This window comes from Martinezella miluonensis (assembly GCF_900094545.1).
In the GTDB taxonomy this organism is placed as follows: domain Bacteria; phylum Pseudomonadota; class Alphaproteobacteria; order Rhizobiales; family Rhizobiaceae; genus Rhizobium; species Rhizobium miluonense.
Genome location: NZ_FMAH01000002.1, coordinates 271,350 through 287,187, shown reverse-complemented (window position 1 = coordinate 287,187; position 15,838 = coordinate 271,350). Strand labels below are relative to the sequence as shown.

At 59.3% G+C, this 15,838-nt stretch carries 14 protein-coding genes; 6 read left to right on the top strand and 8 right to left on the bottom strand.

The window, feature by feature from the left end; translation table 11 throughout:
* Positions 1-93 precede the first annotated feature (93 nt).
* Positions 94-2,298 (top strand): DUF1217 domain-containing protein, encoded by a 2,205-nt coding sequence (locus tag GA0061102_RS03730; RefSeq protein WP_092844139.1) that lies wholly within the window; start codon positions 94-96, stop codon positions 2,296-2,298.
* A gap of 207 nt (positions 2,299-2,505) precedes the next feature.
* Here GA0061102_RS03730 and GA0061102_RS03725 read toward each other — a convergent pair whose 3' ends face one another.
* From GA0061102_RS03725 to GA0061102_RS03710, 4 genes are read right to left on the bottom strand one after another with little or no spacing between them, the layout of a single operon-like run.
* On the bottom strand, positions 2,506-3,651 hold the full coding sequence (locus tag GA0061102_RS03725; protein ID WP_092844137.1) for a DmpA family aminopeptidase: 1,146 nt from the start codon (positions 3,649-3,651) through the stop codon (positions 2,506-2,508).
* A gap of 1 nt (position 3,652) precedes the next feature.
* On the bottom strand, positions 3,653-4,483 hold the full coding sequence (locus GA0061102_RS03720) for an ABC transporter permease (RefSeq protein WP_092844135.1): 831 nt from the start codon (positions 4,481-4,483) through the stop codon (positions 3,653-3,655).
* Between the two features lie 10 nt (positions 4,484-4,493).
* A complete protein-coding gene (locus GA0061102_RS03715) occupies positions 4,494-5,393 on the bottom strand; it encodes an ABC transporter permease (RefSeq protein ID WP_092844133.1) in 900 nt (299 codons plus the stop codon).
* A complete protein-coding gene (locus GA0061102_RS03710) occupies positions 5,393-6,487 on the bottom strand; it encodes an ABC transporter ATP-binding protein (protein ID WP_092844131.1) in 1,095 nt (364 codons plus the stop codon). Before GA0061102_RS03710 ends, GA0061102_RS03715 begins: the two co-directional genes overlap by 1 nt.
* Before the next feature lie 163 nt (positions 6,488-6,650).
* Here GA0061102_RS03710 and GA0061102_RS03705 point away from each other — a divergent pair, with 163 nt between their 5' ends.
* From GA0061102_RS03705 to GA0061102_RS03695, 3 genes are all read left to right on the top strand, one after another.
* Positions 6,651-7,694 carry a polyamine ABC transporter substrate-binding protein gene (locus tag GA0061102_RS03705; RefSeq protein ID WP_092844129.1) on the top strand — a complete coding sequence of 348 codons (1,044 nt, stop codon included), beginning with the start codon at positions 6,651-6,653 and terminating at the stop codon, positions 7,692-7,694.
* Positions 7,695-7,748: 54 nt separating this feature from the next.
* On the top strand, positions 7,749-8,606 hold the full coding sequence (locus GA0061102_RS03700; RefSeq protein ID WP_092844127.1) for a MurR/RpiR family transcriptional regulator: 858 nt from the start codon (positions 7,749-7,751) through the stop codon (positions 8,604-8,606).
* 76 nt (positions 8,607-8,682) lie between these two features.
* Positions 8,683-9,297: a hypothetical protein gene (locus GA0061102_RS03695; RefSeq protein WP_092844125.1), complete on the top strand. Its 615-nt coding sequence runs from the start codon at positions 8,683-8,685 to the stop codon at positions 9,295-9,297.
* Between the two features lie 67 nt (positions 9,298-9,364).
* On the opposite strand, the gene GA0061102_RS03690 is transcribed toward GA0061102_RS03695, so the two are convergent.
* From GA0061102_RS03690 to GA0061102_RS03680, 3 genes are all read right to left on the bottom strand, one after another.
* The gene (locus tag GA0061102_RS03690; protein WP_092844260.1) at positions 9,365-10,648 is read right to left on the bottom strand and encodes a cystathionine gamma-synthase family protein; all 1,284 of its coding nucleotides are present in this window, start codon (positions 10,646-10,648) and stop codon (positions 9,365-9,367) included.
* A 125-nt stretch (positions 10,649-10,773) separates the two neighbouring features.
* A complete protein-coding gene (gene ppk2 / locus GA0061102_RS03685) occupies positions 10,774-11,688 on the bottom strand; it encodes a polyphosphate kinase 2 (protein ID WP_092844123.1) in 915 nt (304 codons plus the stop codon).
* Positions 11,689-11,784: 96 nt separating this feature from the next.
* Positions 11,785-12,573: a 3-hydroxybutyrate dehydrogenase gene (locus GA0061102_RS03680; protein ID WP_092844121.1), complete on the bottom strand. Its 789-nt coding sequence runs from the start codon at positions 12,571-12,573 to the stop codon at positions 11,785-11,787.
* Positions 12,574-12,779: 206 nt separating this feature from the next.
* Between GA0061102_RS03680 and GA0061102_RS03675 the strand changes: the two genes are divergently transcribed.
* Positions 12,780-13,526 carry an acetoacetate decarboxylase gene (locus tag GA0061102_RS03675; protein WP_092844119.1) on the top strand — a complete coding sequence of 249 codons (747 nt, stop codon included), beginning with the start codon at positions 12,780-12,782 and terminating at the stop codon, positions 13,524-13,526.
* Between the two features lie 36 nt (positions 13,527-13,562).
* Entirely contained in the window at positions 13,563-14,720 is a 1,158-nt protein-coding gene (locus GA0061102_RS03670; RefSeq protein ID WP_092844117.1) for a patatin-like phospholipase family protein, read from the top strand.
* A gap of 157 nt (positions 14,721-14,877) precedes the next feature.
* Here the strand turns inward: GA0061102_RS03670 and GA0061102_RS03665 are convergent, their stop codons facing one another.
* Entirely contained in the window at positions 14,878-15,771 is an 894-nt protein-coding gene (locus GA0061102_RS03665; RefSeq protein WP_139115019.1) for a hypothetical protein, read from the bottom strand.
* Positions 15,772-15,838: the final 67 nt, after the last annotated feature.

Below are 15,838 nucleotides of genomic sequence, written 5' to 3'. Positions count from 1 at the left end.
CCAGAGATTGTCGATCTAGCCTCGCGCAAGGTCTGGTTGCGATTGTGTGCATCGGGGCTAGTGTTGGTGAATTGCGCGCTGTGGGGGCGATCCATGATTTCAACGTATCTCGGCTACGTGACTGCGACAAAGGACATGGCGACAACGCTTGCGCGTGTCGCCAAGCAGGCCAGCGTCAAAAGTGACCAGCAGTATTACGATACTCACATCGGCAAGATCAAAAACGTCGACGAATTCCTCGCCGATCAAAAGCTATACAGCTATGCGATGAAGGCCTACGGCCTCGAGGACATGACCTACGCCAAAGCCTTCATGAAGAAGGTGCTGACGAGCGATCTCAGCAACAGCAGCAGCTTTGCAAACAAGCTCAACGACAATCGCTATCGGCAATTCGCGGCTGCCTTCAATTTCACCGCCAATTCCACCAAGCCAGCGGCTCAAAGCGACGCGCAGAAGAACGATACCATCGGTCTTTACGAGCGGTCTTTCGCCAACGAAGCGACGTTGGCGAAGAAGGAGAGCGCATTTTACAGCTCGTGGATCGACAAGGCGACGAATGTCGATGATATCGTCAACAGTACCAGGATGCGGGATTATGTGCTTACCGCTCATGGTCTCGATGCGACCCATATATCGAAGAGCTTCCTGAAGTCTGTTCTGACCAGCGATCTCAATGATCCCAACAGCTTCGTCAATACAGCGAGCAATTTCTCGTCGACTTCGGCCCAGGCAACATACAAGCTGATCGCCTCGGAATTCGGCTTCAAGCCGGATGGCACGCTTTCCGGCGCCACCGCCCAAACGGCACAGCAGAAAGAGGCGCTGATATCCCGCTACGATAACACGGTGCCGACCCTGACCACCTTGGCTTCGGCGACCAGCAACGACCAGTATTATCACCAGCAGATTGGGAAGGTCCGATCGGCTGATGACATCACCGGCGATAACAGACTGTTCTCCTACGTAAAGAGCGCTTTCGGGGTGAATTCGAAAGTCACGGCCAAGCAATTCAGCCTGGCCGTTTCCGACAAAAACTATGCGTTCGTGACCGGAATGACTGAAATGGTTTCCGCGTTCAATTTTTCGCCGGACGGATCGCTTCCCGCCGGCCAGCCGGCGCAGACGGACGCCAGCATCAAGACGACCTCCGATAAATACATGGCGCACTATGCGGATGCCCGGCAGACCTTGTTCAAGGACGCCGAAACCCACTACGCCGCGGTGGTCGGCAAGATAAAGACGATCAACGACTTCTTCGCCGCCAACGACTTTCAGTCCAAAGATCTTCCGACTGTGCAGGAGATGGCGCTTCGGGCCTACGGGATAGACAAGAACGAATTGTCGAGAGAGCAGCTGCGAAAGATACTGGAGAGCGATCCATACGACAGCAAGAGCTATGTCGGATCCCTCAAGGACCAGAGATTTGTCGATCTCGCGAAGGCGTTTAATTTCGACAGCAAAGGCCATCTTCGCCCGGCTGTCGAGGCTCTGCCACTCGCCTCGATGAACAGCTTCGTATCGGCCTATTCCAAGGCAAAGACCTTCGGATTGACGGGCCAGATGCGGGAAAAGGCCGTCAAGGATGTGAAGGACGCGGCCAACAATTTCATCAAGTCGATCGGCAAGGTCAAGAGCGTCGACGATCTTCTGGCGGACAAGAAGCTGACGGATTTCATCCTCGTCGCCAACAACATCGATCCCAAGACAGTCGACAAGAACACACTGAAGAAGGCTTTCACCTCCGATCCGGAGGATGCGAAGGGATTCCTGAACTCGCCGGCCGGTCAGAAGTTCAAGGCGATGGTCAGTGTCTTCAATTTCGACTCCAAGGGGAATCTGACCAACTCCAAGATATCGACGAGCCAAAACAAGGGCACGCGTCTTGCCACGGACGATCTTTATCTCCATCAAAGCCTGGAATCTCAGCAGGGTGCTTCCAACGACGGCATCCGGCTGGCGCTCTACTTCCAGCGAAAGGCGCCGCAGGTCAATTCCGTCTACGATATCATGGCGGATCCAGCGCTCTACAATGTGATCAAAACCACATTCTCCTTGCCGTCCGCCATGTCCAATATGGACGTGACCCGTCAGGCCAAAATGCTGGAAAAGCTGTTTCCGGTGAAGGATTTGCATGATCCCGCCAAGGTCAACAACCTGCTCAAGCGCTTCTCCGCCGTTTACGATGCGGCAAATGGCGTGAACACGAATTCGCCGGGATCGGCGATCCTGACAGGCGGGTCCAATATCGGTATGAGTGCGGACTTGCTGCTGTCGATCGCCCAGCTCAGGTCGCGATAACGGCCTTGTCCAGACGCGGTGCCGCGGCGAGGCGACGGTGCCCATCGTGTTTCCGGCGGCGAACGAAGCATAGTGCCACGAGTTGAGGAGACTTCCGCGGCCCCTATTCCGACGGGGGAGCTTGTCGAGCCCGGCACACCGTCGCAAAAGGGATCAGCGCCGCGGGAAACCCAATGGCGCTGACGATCTGTTTGCAGATCTATCGGCCTACGAATGTGCCCTTTCCGGCTCCATCCTTCCATATTGCCGTATCAGCTCGGCAAGCCGGTCGTGAGAAATGGCCTGGATTCGGAATCGATCATGCGGCGTGCCACCCATATCCTCGGCCGCCAGCATCGCGTTGACAACGGCCTCTTCGACGCTGTCGACGGCTGCCATATAGACGGGGTCGAGGGGTTCGTCATTGACGATCTGCAGGGGCAGATGCCCGTTGGCCTTGTGCGCCATCGGATGTGCATTGGCGGTCGAGAACGCCAGGAAGATGTCGCCGGAATTGTTGCCGCCCGGCGTACCGTTGCGGCCGATGCCGATGGCGGCACGCCGTGCTAGCCGTTTCAGCTGGTGCGGCGCCAGCGGCAAGTCGGTGGCGATGACGACGATGATCGAACCGCGCTCCTGAAGCTGGCTCTGCGGGGTGCCATCCCGCATGTGCCGACCGACCGGCACGCCCGATATCGTCAGCCAGTCGCGCTGGCCATGATTGGCCTGTACCAGCGTGCCGATCGTGTAGCTGCGTCCATCGAACTCGAGGATGCGGGAGGACGTGCCCGTTCCACCCTTGAAGCCGTAGGTAATCATGCCGGTGCCGCCGCCGCAATTGCCTTCCTGCACCGGGCCGGCCGCAACGCTATCAAGCGCGGCGCGCACATCGGCCTCGCTGACGTGCATTCCATTGATATCGTTCAGCGCGCCGTCATAGGTCTCGGCGATGACAGGCATGATCCAGAGGAAGTCGTCTGTCTGGTAGGTCGAGGCATAGTGGTCGATCATCCATTTGACGGTGGCGTGGTGTGCCATGCCGACGCCATGGGTATTGGTGATGACGACAGGGCCGAGAAAATAGCCGCCGTCCTCGATCCAGTGCGTGCCGGTCATCTCGCCATTGCCGTTGAAGCGATGGACGCCGGCGTAGACGGGGACGGGTGTCTCCGAGTGCATATGCGGCAGGATGGCGGTCACCCCGGTGCGCGTCGGGCGCGGGCGGCCGGGACGCGGCTCGTCCTCGATGATGGTGCGGAAGCCGACGCCGATGCCGGCCACGTCCGTGATGGCATTGTTTGCGCCGGTGTGGCCGGTAAAGGGCAGGCCAAGCTGGCGGCCGCGTGGTCTGCGGGGGTTTGTTTTTATGGTCATGTCATTTCTGCCGGGAGCGAAGATAAAGGCCAAGCGAGGCCACGAGGAAGGAGAAGGTCAGCATCATCACCGCGATTGCATTGATCTCGGGTTTGATGCCGCGACGGAGCATGGCGAAGATGAACATCGGCAGTGTCGTGACGTCGACGCCGGCGATGAAGTAGGTGATCACCAGGTCATCCATCGAGATGATGAAGGCAAGCAGCGCCCCGCCGAGGATGCCCGGCATGAGCTGTGGCAGCACCACGCGGCGGAACGTCATCCACTCGTTGGCGCCAAGATCGGCCGAAGCATTTTCCAGCGTCCGATCCATGCCTGCCAGTCGTGCCGAGACGACGATAAAGACATAGGAGATCAGGAAGGTGCATTGGCCGATAATGATGGTCATCAGGCCGAGCTTTATGCCGGCGCTGACGAAGAAGATCAGAAGCGCGATGCCGAGAACGATGTCGGGCATCAGCATCGGCATGAACATGGCGACCTGATAGAAGCGCTTGCCGAGAAAATTGAACCGGTGGAGCGCAATTGCCATGGCAGTCCCGAGCACGGTCGAGATCGCCGTGGTGGAGATAGCGATCTTCAGGCTGTTGAAGACGGCAGCAATCAGCTGATCGGTCGATTCGATATAGAGAGCGCTCTCGGAAGAGGCCGTCTTGAAGCCGAAGACCTTAGCGTACCAGTCCGTGGTGAAGCCACTCCAGCTCATCATGTTGACCGGGTTCGAATTGAACGAATAGACGGCGATCAGGACGAGCGGAATATAGATGAAGGCGAAGAACAGCATCGTGTAAAGTGCCAGTCCGCCGTTGAAGAGGGTGCGTGCGATCTTCATGAATCCCTCCTCATACCGTCAGTGCTGCGGTCGCGTTGCGGCGGCCGGAGACGATAACATAGGCGACGAGCAGCACCAGCATCACGGCCATGACCATCATGGCGAGCGCCGAGCCGAACGGCCAGTTGCGGGCGGAAAGGAACTGCGCTTCGATGAGGCTGCCGAGCATCATCACCTTGGCGCCGCCCAACACGGCCGGCACGACGAAATTGCCGAGCGCGGGGATGAAGACGATGACGGAGCCGCCAATGATCCCCGGCGTGGTGAGTGGCAGGACGATACGGAAGAAGGTCCGGATCGGGCCGGCGCCGAGATCGAGCGATGCTTGAATGAGCCGCCAGTCGAGCTTCTCGATGCTGGCATAGACCGGCATGAACATGAACGGAATGAAGACATAGACCATGCCGAGTATGATCGCGCCGTCTGTATAGATCATCTCCAGCGGCGTCGAGATCACGCCCGTCGCTATCAGTGCGTTATTGATCAGTCCCGTCGGGCGCAAGATCATCACCCAGACGAAGAGCCGCACGATCAGGCTGGAGAAGAACGGCAGAGTGATCAGGAAGAGGCAGAAGCTCTTCCATTTATCCGGTAGCCGGCTAACATAGAAGGCCGCCGGGTAGCAGACGACAAGCGTCGCCACCACCGTCATGGCCGCGATCCTCAGCGAGCGAAGGAAGATGCCGATATAGACCGGGTCGTATTCCTCGAATTCCGGATTGGCGAAGCCGAGGATGCGGCCGAAATTATCGGGATAGAAGCTCCATTCGACGCCGCCATAAAGGCCCGGCGCCAGGAAGCTCGTTACCACCATGATGCCGAGCGGAACGATAAAGAAGATCAAGAGGAAGAGCGTGACCGGCCCGAGCAGCAGCCCGAGCTGGAAACGCTGGCGCGCAGCAATGGTCATCAGGCTTCCCCTCTCGCGGCGATCAGGTGGACGCTGGCCGGATCGTAGTGCCAGCGTGCGGATTGGCCTGCAGCAAGTAGGCCGACCGCTGCGCGCTGGGCGGCTGGAACATGGGCCAGAAGCTTGCGGCCGCCTGCCGTTCTGCCGAAGACTTCGAAGGACGAGCCGACATAGACAATCTGCTCCACAGTGACGTCGATGGCCGGGCAAGTGCTGGTAGAGGTGGCCAGGAAGAAATTCTCCGGGCGGATCAGCGCGACTGCCGGTTGCTTATCCGCAATTGCCACATTCGGTGCGTGCCTGATCGCGGTGCCTTCGCCGGTGACGAAATCCTGGCCGTCGCTGCGCCCTTCGAACAGGTTGCTTGCACCGATGAAGCTTGCGACGAAAGTGTTGGCGGGGTGGTCGTAGATCTGTCGCGGCGAGTCGAGCTGCTGGATCCGACCGCCGTTGAGCACCGCAACGCGGTCGGACATCGTCAGGGCTTCCTGCTGGTCATGCGTCACGAAGATGAAGGTGATGCCTAGCTCGTGCTGTAGGTTTTTCAGCTCGAGCTGCATGGCTTCGCGCAGGTGACGGTCGAGGGCCGAAAGCGGTTCATCGAGCAGCAGCACCTTGGGGCGCGCCACGATGGCGCGGGCAAGCGCCACGCGCTGTTGCTGGCCGCCCGACAATTGCCGCGGCAGACGGCTTTCCATGTCTTCCAGGCCGACCATCTTCAGCACCGCGCGGACCCGCTCGATCCGTTCGGCCTTGCCGACGCCGGCGGCCTCCAGGGCATAGCCGATATTCTCGCCGACGCTCATGTGCGGGAAAAGCGCGTAGTTCTGGAAGACGGTGTTGACCGGGCGACGATACGGCGGCCGATCCGTCATGTCTTCTCCGTCAATCACGATGCGGCCGGCATCAAGCTCGGCGAAGCCGCTGATCGCCTGCAGCAGCGTGGTCTTGCCGCAGCCGGATGGTCCCAGAAGTGTGATGAACTCATTACGGCCGATTTCAAGATCGATACCGTCAAGCGCTTTGACCTGCCGACCCTCGGGAGTCGGAAAGGCCTTTGCGGCTGAGACCAGCCGCACGATTGCATCTCGCATGCTTCGTTCCCCGAAATGTTATTAAATTAACTCTTGCGCGATTTCGATATGTTGATATCATTTTTCTGTCGAAGTCAACGGCCTCAACGCGGTCGGTTACAGCTTCCACAGAGGCCGAGCCTGGCGCGCCGAGGGGATAATAATCCTATCAAGGGGAACCAAAATGACGATTTTGAAAGGCGTGTTCAGACGCCTGGGTCTTGTTGCGCTTACGGCGTTGCTGCCGACTGCGGTTCTTGCCGACGAGCTCAATATTTATAACTGGGGCGAATACATCAATCCGGCCGTGCTCCAGAAGTTCGAGGAGGAAAGCAAGATCAAGGTCAATCTGTCGACCTACTCCTCCAACGAGGAAATGCTTGCCAAGATCCAGGGTGGCGCCACCGGCTACGACATCGTTTTCCCGTCGGTGCACATGCAGGAGATCATGGCCAAGCTCAATCTTCTGGAGAAGACCGACATCAATACCTATGAGGGTTTCAAGAACATCGATCCCAAGTTCCTGCGTGCCAAGAGCGATCCGAAGGGCGAGTATTGCCTGCCTTACGCCTTCGGCACGGTCGGCATTCTCTACAACCGCCGCGTCCTCGGCAAGGATATCACCGGCTGGAAGGATCTGGTCGCAACGGTGAAGGCCAAGCACCTGAAGTTCACGTTGCTCGACGATATGCGTGAAGTGCTCGGGGTCGGCCTGATCCTCAACGGTCACTCCGTCAATTCGACCAAGTCGGAAGACCTTCAGCAGGCGGCCGATACGGTCATCGACATGAAGCCCTATGTTGCAGCTTTCACCTATGACTCGCGCCCGATGGTGGAGTCCGGCGACATTGCCGCTGCCCACTTCTTCGTCGGTTCGATGATCAACGTCTTCGGCAATCCGAAGGACCTCGGCTACGTCATTCCGGAAGAAGGCGCGACCATGTATCAGGAAGATATGTGCGTGCTGAAAACGGCTCCCAACAAGGCGAACGCGATCAAGTTCCTGCAATTCTATACCCGTCCGGAAGTCCCTGCACTGAATGTCGCGCAGCAGACGAACGGCACCCCCAATGTGCCGGCTCGCCAATTGACGCCGGAAAACATCAAGAATAGCAAGGAAATCAATCCGACTGACGAAACCATGAAGCGTCTGCAGATCTTTGAGAATCTGGGACCGGGGCTCCGTCAATTCGATCGCGTATGGACGAAAGTCAAGACAGCGCAGTAATGTCAGGATGCGATACTCCGCCCGGTTCCGGGCGGAGCTTCAGCGGAGGGAAGATTGTCGAAGGATCTATTGAAGCTTGTGCAGAGCGCGGAAATGCGCAAGTCGAAATCCGACAAGCTGATAGCCAGCTATATCGAGCGCAACATCGCAGAACTTCCCTTCGAGACAGCGAAATCCATTGCGGCCAGGTTGGAGATCTCGCAGATGACCGTCGGTCGTTATCTGCGGCGGCTCGGCTTCGATGGTCTCGATGAGCTCAAGGCGGCCCTGCGCCGCGGCAGCCGCTCCAATCCCGCCTGGCAGATCAAAGGCTCCCTGGATCGTTTCCAGGAGGACCTGCGCGACGGCAAATTTCTCGCCGGGTTGCTGCAGCAGCAGGTCGAAAATCTCGGCTTGATCTATGAGCTGACGACCGCGCCGCAATGGCAGCAGACCATCGATGCGCTGATCTCGGCCAGCGAAGTCTATGTTGCCGCCTACCAGAACGTCCGTGGCATCGCCCAGTATTTCGCCGCCCAGCTCTCCTATACAAGGTCGCGCGTCGCTTTCATGGACGGGTTGAACGGCACCTATGCCGAATTGCTCGACGGCGCCGTCGAGGGCCGCGTGCTCTTCCTTCACGATGTTCGCCGCTTCGCCGCCAAGGCGAGACCGCTCGCCGAGGAGGCACGCCGCGCTGGCGTGAAGGTCATTCTGCTGACGGATGAATTCTGCCCCTGGGCGAAAGAGGTGTCGGATATCTCGCTCGTCATACCCGGCTCGCACGGTCCGCTCTGGGATGGAGCGGCGACCATGACCGCCGTGATGGATCTTCTTCTCGCCAACATCATCGTCGTTCTGAGCGGCAAGGTGGGTGAGCGTGTCGAATTGCTGACCCGTCTGCAGGATGTGTTTGGCGATTTCGAAAGCTGACCACCGGCTCCGAATGTCTTGCTCTCGTCGCGAACGGCGACGTAGTTTGAGCGCCTGCACTGCTTTGATCTGAGCGATGGACCCAAGGACTTTGCTTTCCCGTGTCTTTCTCCTGGCCTGTGCGCTTGCCATGGGCATCAATTTGGCCTTGGCTCAAGCGCGTGCCGCGCCCGAAGCGATTTTGCCTGTCCTTCCGACCACGGCGCAACTGCAGCAGGCCATGGATCGCGTGAAACCCGGCGCTCCCCGAATCCGCGAGCTTCTTGGCTGTGTTCCCGCTTTCGGTCAGCCGGAGACCGTTCGCCTCTGCGCGACGATGGCCGAAGGGCGCGACTTCGTCGATAGCCTGCCATTCAGGTTCGACAACGGACGATGGGACGTCGTTCTGGATCAAACCGGAGCACCGCCGACAATCGAGGGGGCATGCGCACCCCTTGATATTGCCCAGGCTGCCTTTCGAAAATTGCGCGGGGATGCGGGGTTGAACGTCATCGGAGAGGTTGACGATGGCGAGGGTCTTTTCACGGACGAGCGGGGCATGCTTCGCGACAAGAAAGGGCTATACCGCTTGATGTGCCGCTATGAGGTCGTCACCGGCTTTGGTAACAAGTACCTTATCATCACCTATGTCTGGCACGATGGGTCGCACTATGTCGTCGATCCGGACATCGAAGCTTGGCCGGACGACTGACGGCGGTGGTGGCCGCCCGATACCGAGCCACCCCGCCGCTCATTGTCAGCTTAGCGAGATACCAAAATCATGCGATTTCGAGGGCCGCTGCCAGGTCGGCGATCAGGTCGTCTGGATGCTCTATCCCGATCGACAGGCGGATCGTCGATTCCAGCACGCCGATGCGGTGGCGAACATCTATCGGTACGCCGGAATGCGTTGTCGTCGCGGGATGGGAGGCCAGCGATTCCGTACCGCCCAGGCTGACGGCCAGCTTGAAGATCTGCAGTGCGTTCAGGAACCGGAACGAAGCCGGCTGGCCGCCCCTGATGTCGAAGGAGAAGGTGGAGCCCGCCCCGCTGCACTGTTTGGCGAAAGTCCGGCCGGCCGCCGATGCCGGATCCGCATAGGCGAGATAGTGAATTTGCTCGACCTTAGGATGGTCACGCAGGAAATCGGCGACAGCTCGAGCGTTGCTGTTTGCCCGCTCCATGCGGATCTGCAGCGTTTCCAGCGAGCGGCCGAGCATCCAGCAGGAATGTGGATCGAGCTGCGTGCCGATCGCGCCGCGCAGCGCCTTGACCTGTTTCATAACAGCTTTGGAGCCGAGTGCAGCGCCGGCGATCAGGTCGGAATGGCCGCCGACATATTTGGTCAGAGAATAGAGGGAAATATCGGCACCGTGCTCGATCGGCCGCTGGAAGACCGGCCCCAGCAAGGTGTTGTCGCAGGCGACAATCGGCGTGTGGCCTTGCTTTTCGCCGATGGCATCGGCAACGCGGCGGATCATGGCGATGTCGACGAGGCTATTCGTCGGATTGGCGGGCGTTTCCACGAGAATGAGCGAGACGCGGCCCTTGGCCATCGCGTCCTCCGCGCTCGCCGCTACCGAGGCTTCGTTGACACCATCTGCGAAACCGACTGCGGAAACGCCGAGATTGAGGAACGTCTTGGCAATCAGCGTTTCCGTGCCGCCATAAAGCGGCTGCGAATGCAGGATCGCATCATCAGGTCGAACGAAGGCGAGCAGGGTTGTGGCAATTGCCGACATGCCCGAAGAGAACAGTGCGCAGCTCTCCGTTCGCTCGTAAACGGCAAGGCGATCTTCGACGATTTCGCTGTTCGGGTGGTTGAAGCGCGAATAGACGAGACCGACGCCTGTGCCCTTCGGCGGCTCGTTTCGGCCGGATATGTAGTTGAAGAAATCGCGCCCATCCTCGGCCGATTTGAAGACGAAAGTGGAGGTCAGGAAAACGGGTGGCTTGACCGCGCCCTCGGAGAGTTCCGGGTCGTAGCCATAGTTCAGCATCTGGGTTTCGGGGTGAAGGGCGTGATTACCGATATGCGTTTTCGAGGGATGCGGCGCAGTCATGACGGTCTCCTCAGCCGACGACACGAACATTAGATTCGCATCATATCATTAGTTGAGGTGATTGCGCGCCATAGTCTTTGCGCCGGCGGCGAGCCGCCCGAGGCGGGCTCGCCTTGTCGATTTCCTCAGTAGATTTCCGGTACGTACATTTCCGGCGGCACCGGTGTGCGGTGGTAGTCGGCGTTGCGCATGCGCTCCGGCAGGATGATCTCCGGCTTCGGCACGGCTTCATAGGGGATCTGCTTCAGGAGATGGGCGATACAGTTAAGGCGCGCCCTCTTCTTGTCGACGGCATGGACGACCCACCAAGGCGCTTCGGGAATATGCGTGCGTTCCAGCATTTCTTCCTTGGCCTTGGTGTATTCTTCCCAATGCACGCGGCTCTGCAGGTCCATCGGTGACAGTTTCCACTGTTTCAGCGGATCCTGGATGCGCATGCTGAAGCGGAACTCCTGCTCTTCATCGGTAATGGAGAACCAGTACTTGATCAGGATGATGCCGGAACGCACCAGCATGCGTTCGAAATCCGGCACCGAGCGGAAGAATTCTTCCAGCTCCTCCGACGAGCAGAAGCCCATGACGCGCTCGACGCCGGCGCGATTGTACCAGCTGCGGTCGAACAGCACCATTTCGCCGGCGGTGGGCAAATGGGCCGTATAGCGCTGGAAATACCATTGATGCTGTTCGCGCTCGGTCGGTGCCGGCAGCGCGACCACGCGGCAGACGCGCGGATTGAGACGCTGGGTGACGCGCTTGATGGCGCCGCCCTTACCGGCGGAATCGCGGCCCTCGAACAACACCACGACTTTAAGCTTCTTGTACTGTACCCAGTCCTGCAGGCGCACCAGCTCATGCTGAAGGCGGAAGAGTTCGCGGAAATAGAGCCGGCGGTCCAGCGTTGCCTCGCCCTCGCTGATAAGGCCTTCGGCGACCAGCTCATCCAAGCGATCTTCCTCGAGCTGCATCTCAAGCTCTTCGTCGAAGCTGTCGACGATCTCGTCCTTGATGCAGCTGAGCGGGTCCAGGGTTTCGTCGGTCATTGCGCGCCTCCTGCTCTGTTTCATATTGATTCTGCTGCGGCCTGCGACCGCAAAGGGCCGTACGTTCTGCGAACATGCGCCGGCTATCTCTCGGTATTATTCTGCGGTCCAGCCGCCGTCGACGGAAAGCGTCGTGCCCGTAATCTGCTTGGCGGCGTCGCCGCACAGGAACACGGCGATGGCGGCGACTTCGTCGACGGTCACGAATTCCTTCGTTGGCTGGGCGGCCAGCAGCACGTCGTGCTTGACCTGCTCTTCCGTCATGTTGCGTGCCTTCATGGTCTCGGGGATCTGCTTTTCGACAAGCGGCGTCCAGACATAGCCGGGCGCGATGGAGTTGACGGTGACGCCGTCCCGCGCGGCTTCGAGAGCGATGGTCTTGGTAAGGCCGGTGATCCCATGCTTGGCCGAGACATAGGCCGACTTGAACGGCGAGGCGACCAGGGCATGCGCCGACGACGTGTTGATGATGCGGCCCCATTTGCGCGCCTTCATGCCGGGAATGGCGGCCTTGATGGCGTAGAAGGCTGCAAGCAGGTTGATGCGGATGATCGCTTCCCACTTATCGTCCGGAAACTCCTCGATGGGGGCGACGAACTGGATGCCGGCATTGTTGACCAGGACGTCGAGGCTGCCGAAGGCGGCTTCAGCGTCACGCACCATGGCAGTGACTTCCTCGCCGTTCATCATGTTGGCACCGGAGTAGCGGCACTTCACGCCGAAGTCGGCTTCGATGGCGGCGCGCTCCTTTTCGATCGCGTCGGCGTCACCGAGGCCGTTGATGGTGACATTCGCGCCTTCGGCGGCAAAGGCGCGCGCGATCGCAAGCCCGATGCCGCTCGTCGAACCGGTGACCAGTGCATTCTTCGAAGTCAACGAACCCATGATGCAACTCCCGCAATCTCTATGACAAGGTTGAGCAAATTGAAAATGCCGAGGTGAGCGCACACTGCCAGTGTCATATGTCGCTTTGATAACAGGTGCGGTCGGGCGCCCGCGGCAACCATCGGCAACTGACACTTCACTGTCATGCAACCGTGCAAGTTTTCGTCGCGGGCGCCCGGCTGTTTTCTCCAACGACGGAAAATACGATGAAGGTCGAAGACATTCTCAAGCATGCCTATGCGATGCCGCTGACCAATCCTTCCTACCCTCCTGGGCCTTACCGGTTCTTCGATCGCGAATACGTCATCATCACCTACCGCACGACACGCGAGGCGCTGGAGGCAGTGGTGCCCGCGCCGCTCGAAATCGACGAGCCGTTGGTGAAGTACGAATTCATTCGCATGCCTGACTCGACCGGCTTCGGCGACTATACCGAGACCGGGCAGGTCATTCCGGTCAGATATCGCGGCCAGGCCGGCGGCTATGTCCATTCGATGTATCTCGACGACGATGCGCCGATCACCGGCGGCCGAGAGATCTGGGGCTTCCCGAAGAAGCTTGCCAATCCGAAGATCGTCAACGAAGGTGAAGTCATCGTCGGCACGCTGCACTATGGCAGCGTTCTCTGCGCGACCGGAACGATGGGTTACAAGCACAAGCCGGTCGATCAGGGGCCGCTGCTCGCCTCTCTCTCTGAACCGAATTTCCTCATCAAGATCGTGCCGCATGTAGACGCAACGCCACGCATCTGCGAGCTGGTGCGCTACTACCTCACCGATATCACCATCAAGGAAGCCTGGACTTCGCCGGCGGCACTCGATCTCCGTCCGCATGTCATGGCCGACGTCGCGCGGCTGCCGGTTCTCGAAGTGGTTTCCGCCGTTCATTTCACCGCGGATCTGACGCTCGGCCTTGGCGAAGTCGTTCACGACTACCTCGCTGAGCGCAGGTAACAGAGCCTTATTTTTGCCCCTTGCAGGAGACGGACCGTGCTCGAACGAAACACCAAGCCCGCAGTGCCCACAATCCCTGAAATTGCTGAGCAATACGATCGCGTCGCCCTCGTATTTCAGGGCGGCGGCGCACTCGGCGCCTATCAGGCCGGCGTCTATCAGGCGCTGGCCGAAGCAGGATGCGAGCCGACCTGGCTTTCAGGCGTGTCGATCGGCGCCGTCAACGCCGCGATCATTGCCGGCAATGAGCCGAGCCGCCGACTGCAGCGCCTCGAGCAATTCTGGCAGATCATTTCCGGGCGCAAGATCTGGGCCTACACGCCGGAAGGCGATGTCTTCCGCGATATCCGCAACCGCACCAGCTCTTGGATGACCATGACGATGGGGCAGCCCGGCTTCTTCAAGCCGCGCTTTCCGAACCCCTGGTTCGAGCTGCCGGGTGCCGAAGGTGCGACCAGCTTCTACGATTCCGCCGAGCTGGAGAAGACGCTGGAGATGCTGATCGATTTTGACGTGCTGAACGACGGCAAGAAGCGCTTCAGCGTCGGCGCGGTGAATGTCCGCACCGGCAACTTCGTCTATTTCGATACCGACAATATCCGCATCGGCCCCGAACACATCATGGCGAGCGGCGCCTTGCCGCCCGCCTTGCCGGCCATCCGCATCGAAGGCGAATATTACTGGGACGGCGGCATCGTCTCCAACACGCCGCTGCAATATCTGCTCGATCAGAAAGAAGACCGCAGCTCGCTGGTGTTCCAGGTGGATCTGTTCAGCGCACGCGGTGTCCTGCCGCGCAGCATGCCGGATGTGCTGTCGCGCCACAAGGACATCATGTATTCGAGCCGTACCCGGCAGAATACAGACAATTTCAAGCGCATCCACGGGCTGAAGATGAAGCTGCTGGGAGCCTTGAAGCGGGTACCGAAGGACCAGCTGACACCGGACGAGCAAGAGCTGATGGCCGACTATTCCGATGCAGGCGTGGTCAACATCGTTCACCTCATCTATCAGCACAAGAACTATGAAGGTCATGCCAAAGACTACGAGTTCTCCGGCACCTCTATGCGCGAACATTGGGACATGGGGCTGGAGGACACCAAGCGCACGCTACGCCATTCCGAATGGCTGCTGCCGCCGCTGACTGATGACGCCGTGGCGATCCACGACCTGCATCGCGAAGACCCGTTTTGAGGGGGAGGCCGGCAGTGTGGGGAAGTGCTTGCTAACCCATGCCGTTTGCTGACACAGCCTTTGAAGCCGCACCGGTCGGCTCACATAGGATGACCAGCTTCATCTCGCGCTGAATGGCTGTGAGGTGAAGTCGATCTGGTCTACGTTGCTGGCCGTATCAGCGAGCTTTGTAGCTGACCGAAATCCTGACACTCGCCAGGGCAGTTTGCGCCAGCTGTGTGGCGTCGAGACCGAGCGACCCGATCTGCAACGGCTTGGCGAAGGCGAGATCGAGGGTAAAGAAACCAGTGGGATGGGGAAGATCCTGCAGGAAGCGGAGCAGGGCCTTCTTCGAGTCCGCGTCGATCTGGCTGTCCGGGAGGATCTGCAGCGCCGTCGAGGCATTGTCGCGCAGCTGGTTGATGCCTTGCGCCGGATCGTCCGAGCCGCCAATCTGCTGCAGAAACGAGGCCAGCGACGGTACGGCCATGCCCTCGAACAGTCCCTGATTGTCGAGCCGGAAGCGCAAATGCGTCAGGCCGGCAGAGCCCCCCTCGGCCAGTGCTTGCACATTCGTGTTCTTGGGCAGGGTAAGCTCAGCCGATAGCGACGCCTTGCCAAGCCGCAGATTGGTGAGCTGCAGCTCCTGAATGTCGAGATAGCCGTCCTTGGGTTCGAAGTGAAATGAGCCGGAAATATCCATCGGCCATTGCTGGACCGTGGCAATGTAGTTCGCAAAAGCATTATCCAGCAGCGGTGTGAAGCGTATGCCCTCGACGGAGAAGCGCCCCCAGGTGGGGATATGGTCTGGCTTGGTCGTAATGGCCTTGAGGAAGGCAACCAGATCGTCGCCCTTCATTTCCGCATGTTCAAACGTCCATCCCAGTCGGCTGCCGGACTTGAAAAGTCCATTCGTCACGCCGCAGCCGTCATGCAGTTCGGACACAGTAAAGCCATCCGCATGCTGAATGACTTCGCTGCCGTTGACGAGGTCGGCACACGGCGTTTCGGCTGCCGCGGTGGAAAAAGGAACGAGCGAAAGCAAAAGGGGAAACAGGAGGAACGGGCGCACTTTTCACACCTATCTGTTTGAGGAGATCGGCAAATACAAAGCCGTGCCATGTTTCGGCCTGTGCCGC

Bases quoted from the DNA above. Each gene is read 5' to 3' on its own strand.
- GA0061102_RS03730 (WP_092844139.1), top strand. From the start codon at position 94: ATGATTTCAACGTATCTCGGCTACGTGACTGCGACAAAGGACATGGCG.
- GA0061102_RS03725 (WP_092844137.1), bottom strand. From the start codon at position 3,651: ATGACCATAAAAACAAACCCCCGCAGACCACGCGGCCGCCAGCTTGGC.
- GA0061102_RS03720 (WP_092844135.1), bottom strand. From the start codon at position 4,483: ATGAAGATCGCACGCACCCTCTTCAACGGCGGACTGGCACTTTACACG.
- GA0061102_RS03715 (WP_092844133.1), bottom strand. From the start codon at position 5,393: ATGACCATTGCTGCGCGCCAGCGTTTCCAGCTCGGGCTGCTGCTCGGG.
- GA0061102_RS03710 (WP_092844131.1), bottom strand. From the start codon at position 6,487: ATGCGAGATGCAATCGTGCGGCTGGTCTCAGCCGCAAAGGCCTTTCCG.
- GA0061102_RS03705 (WP_092844129.1), top strand. From the start codon at position 6,651: ATGACGATTTTGAAAGGCGTGTTCAGACGCCTGGGTCTTGTTGCGCTT.
- GA0061102_RS03695 (WP_092844125.1), top strand. From the start codon at position 8,683: ATGGACCCAAGGACTTTGCTTTCCCGTGTCTTTCTCCTGGCCTGTGCG.
- GA0061102_RS03690 (WP_092844260.1), bottom strand. From the start codon at position 10,648: ATGACTGCGCCGCATCCCTCGAAAACGCATATCGGTAATCACGCCCTT.
- ppk2 (WP_092844123.1), bottom strand. From the start codon at position 11,688: ATGACCGACGAAACCCTGGACCCGCTCAGCTGCATCAAGGACGAGATC.
- GA0061102_RS03680 (WP_092844121.1), bottom strand. From the start codon at position 12,573: ATGGGTTCGTTGACTTCGAAGAATGCACTGGTCACCGGTTCGACGAGC.
- GA0061102_RS03675 (WP_092844119.1), top strand. From the start codon at position 12,780: ATGAAGGTCGAAGACATTCTCAAGCATGCCTATGCGATGCCGCTGACC.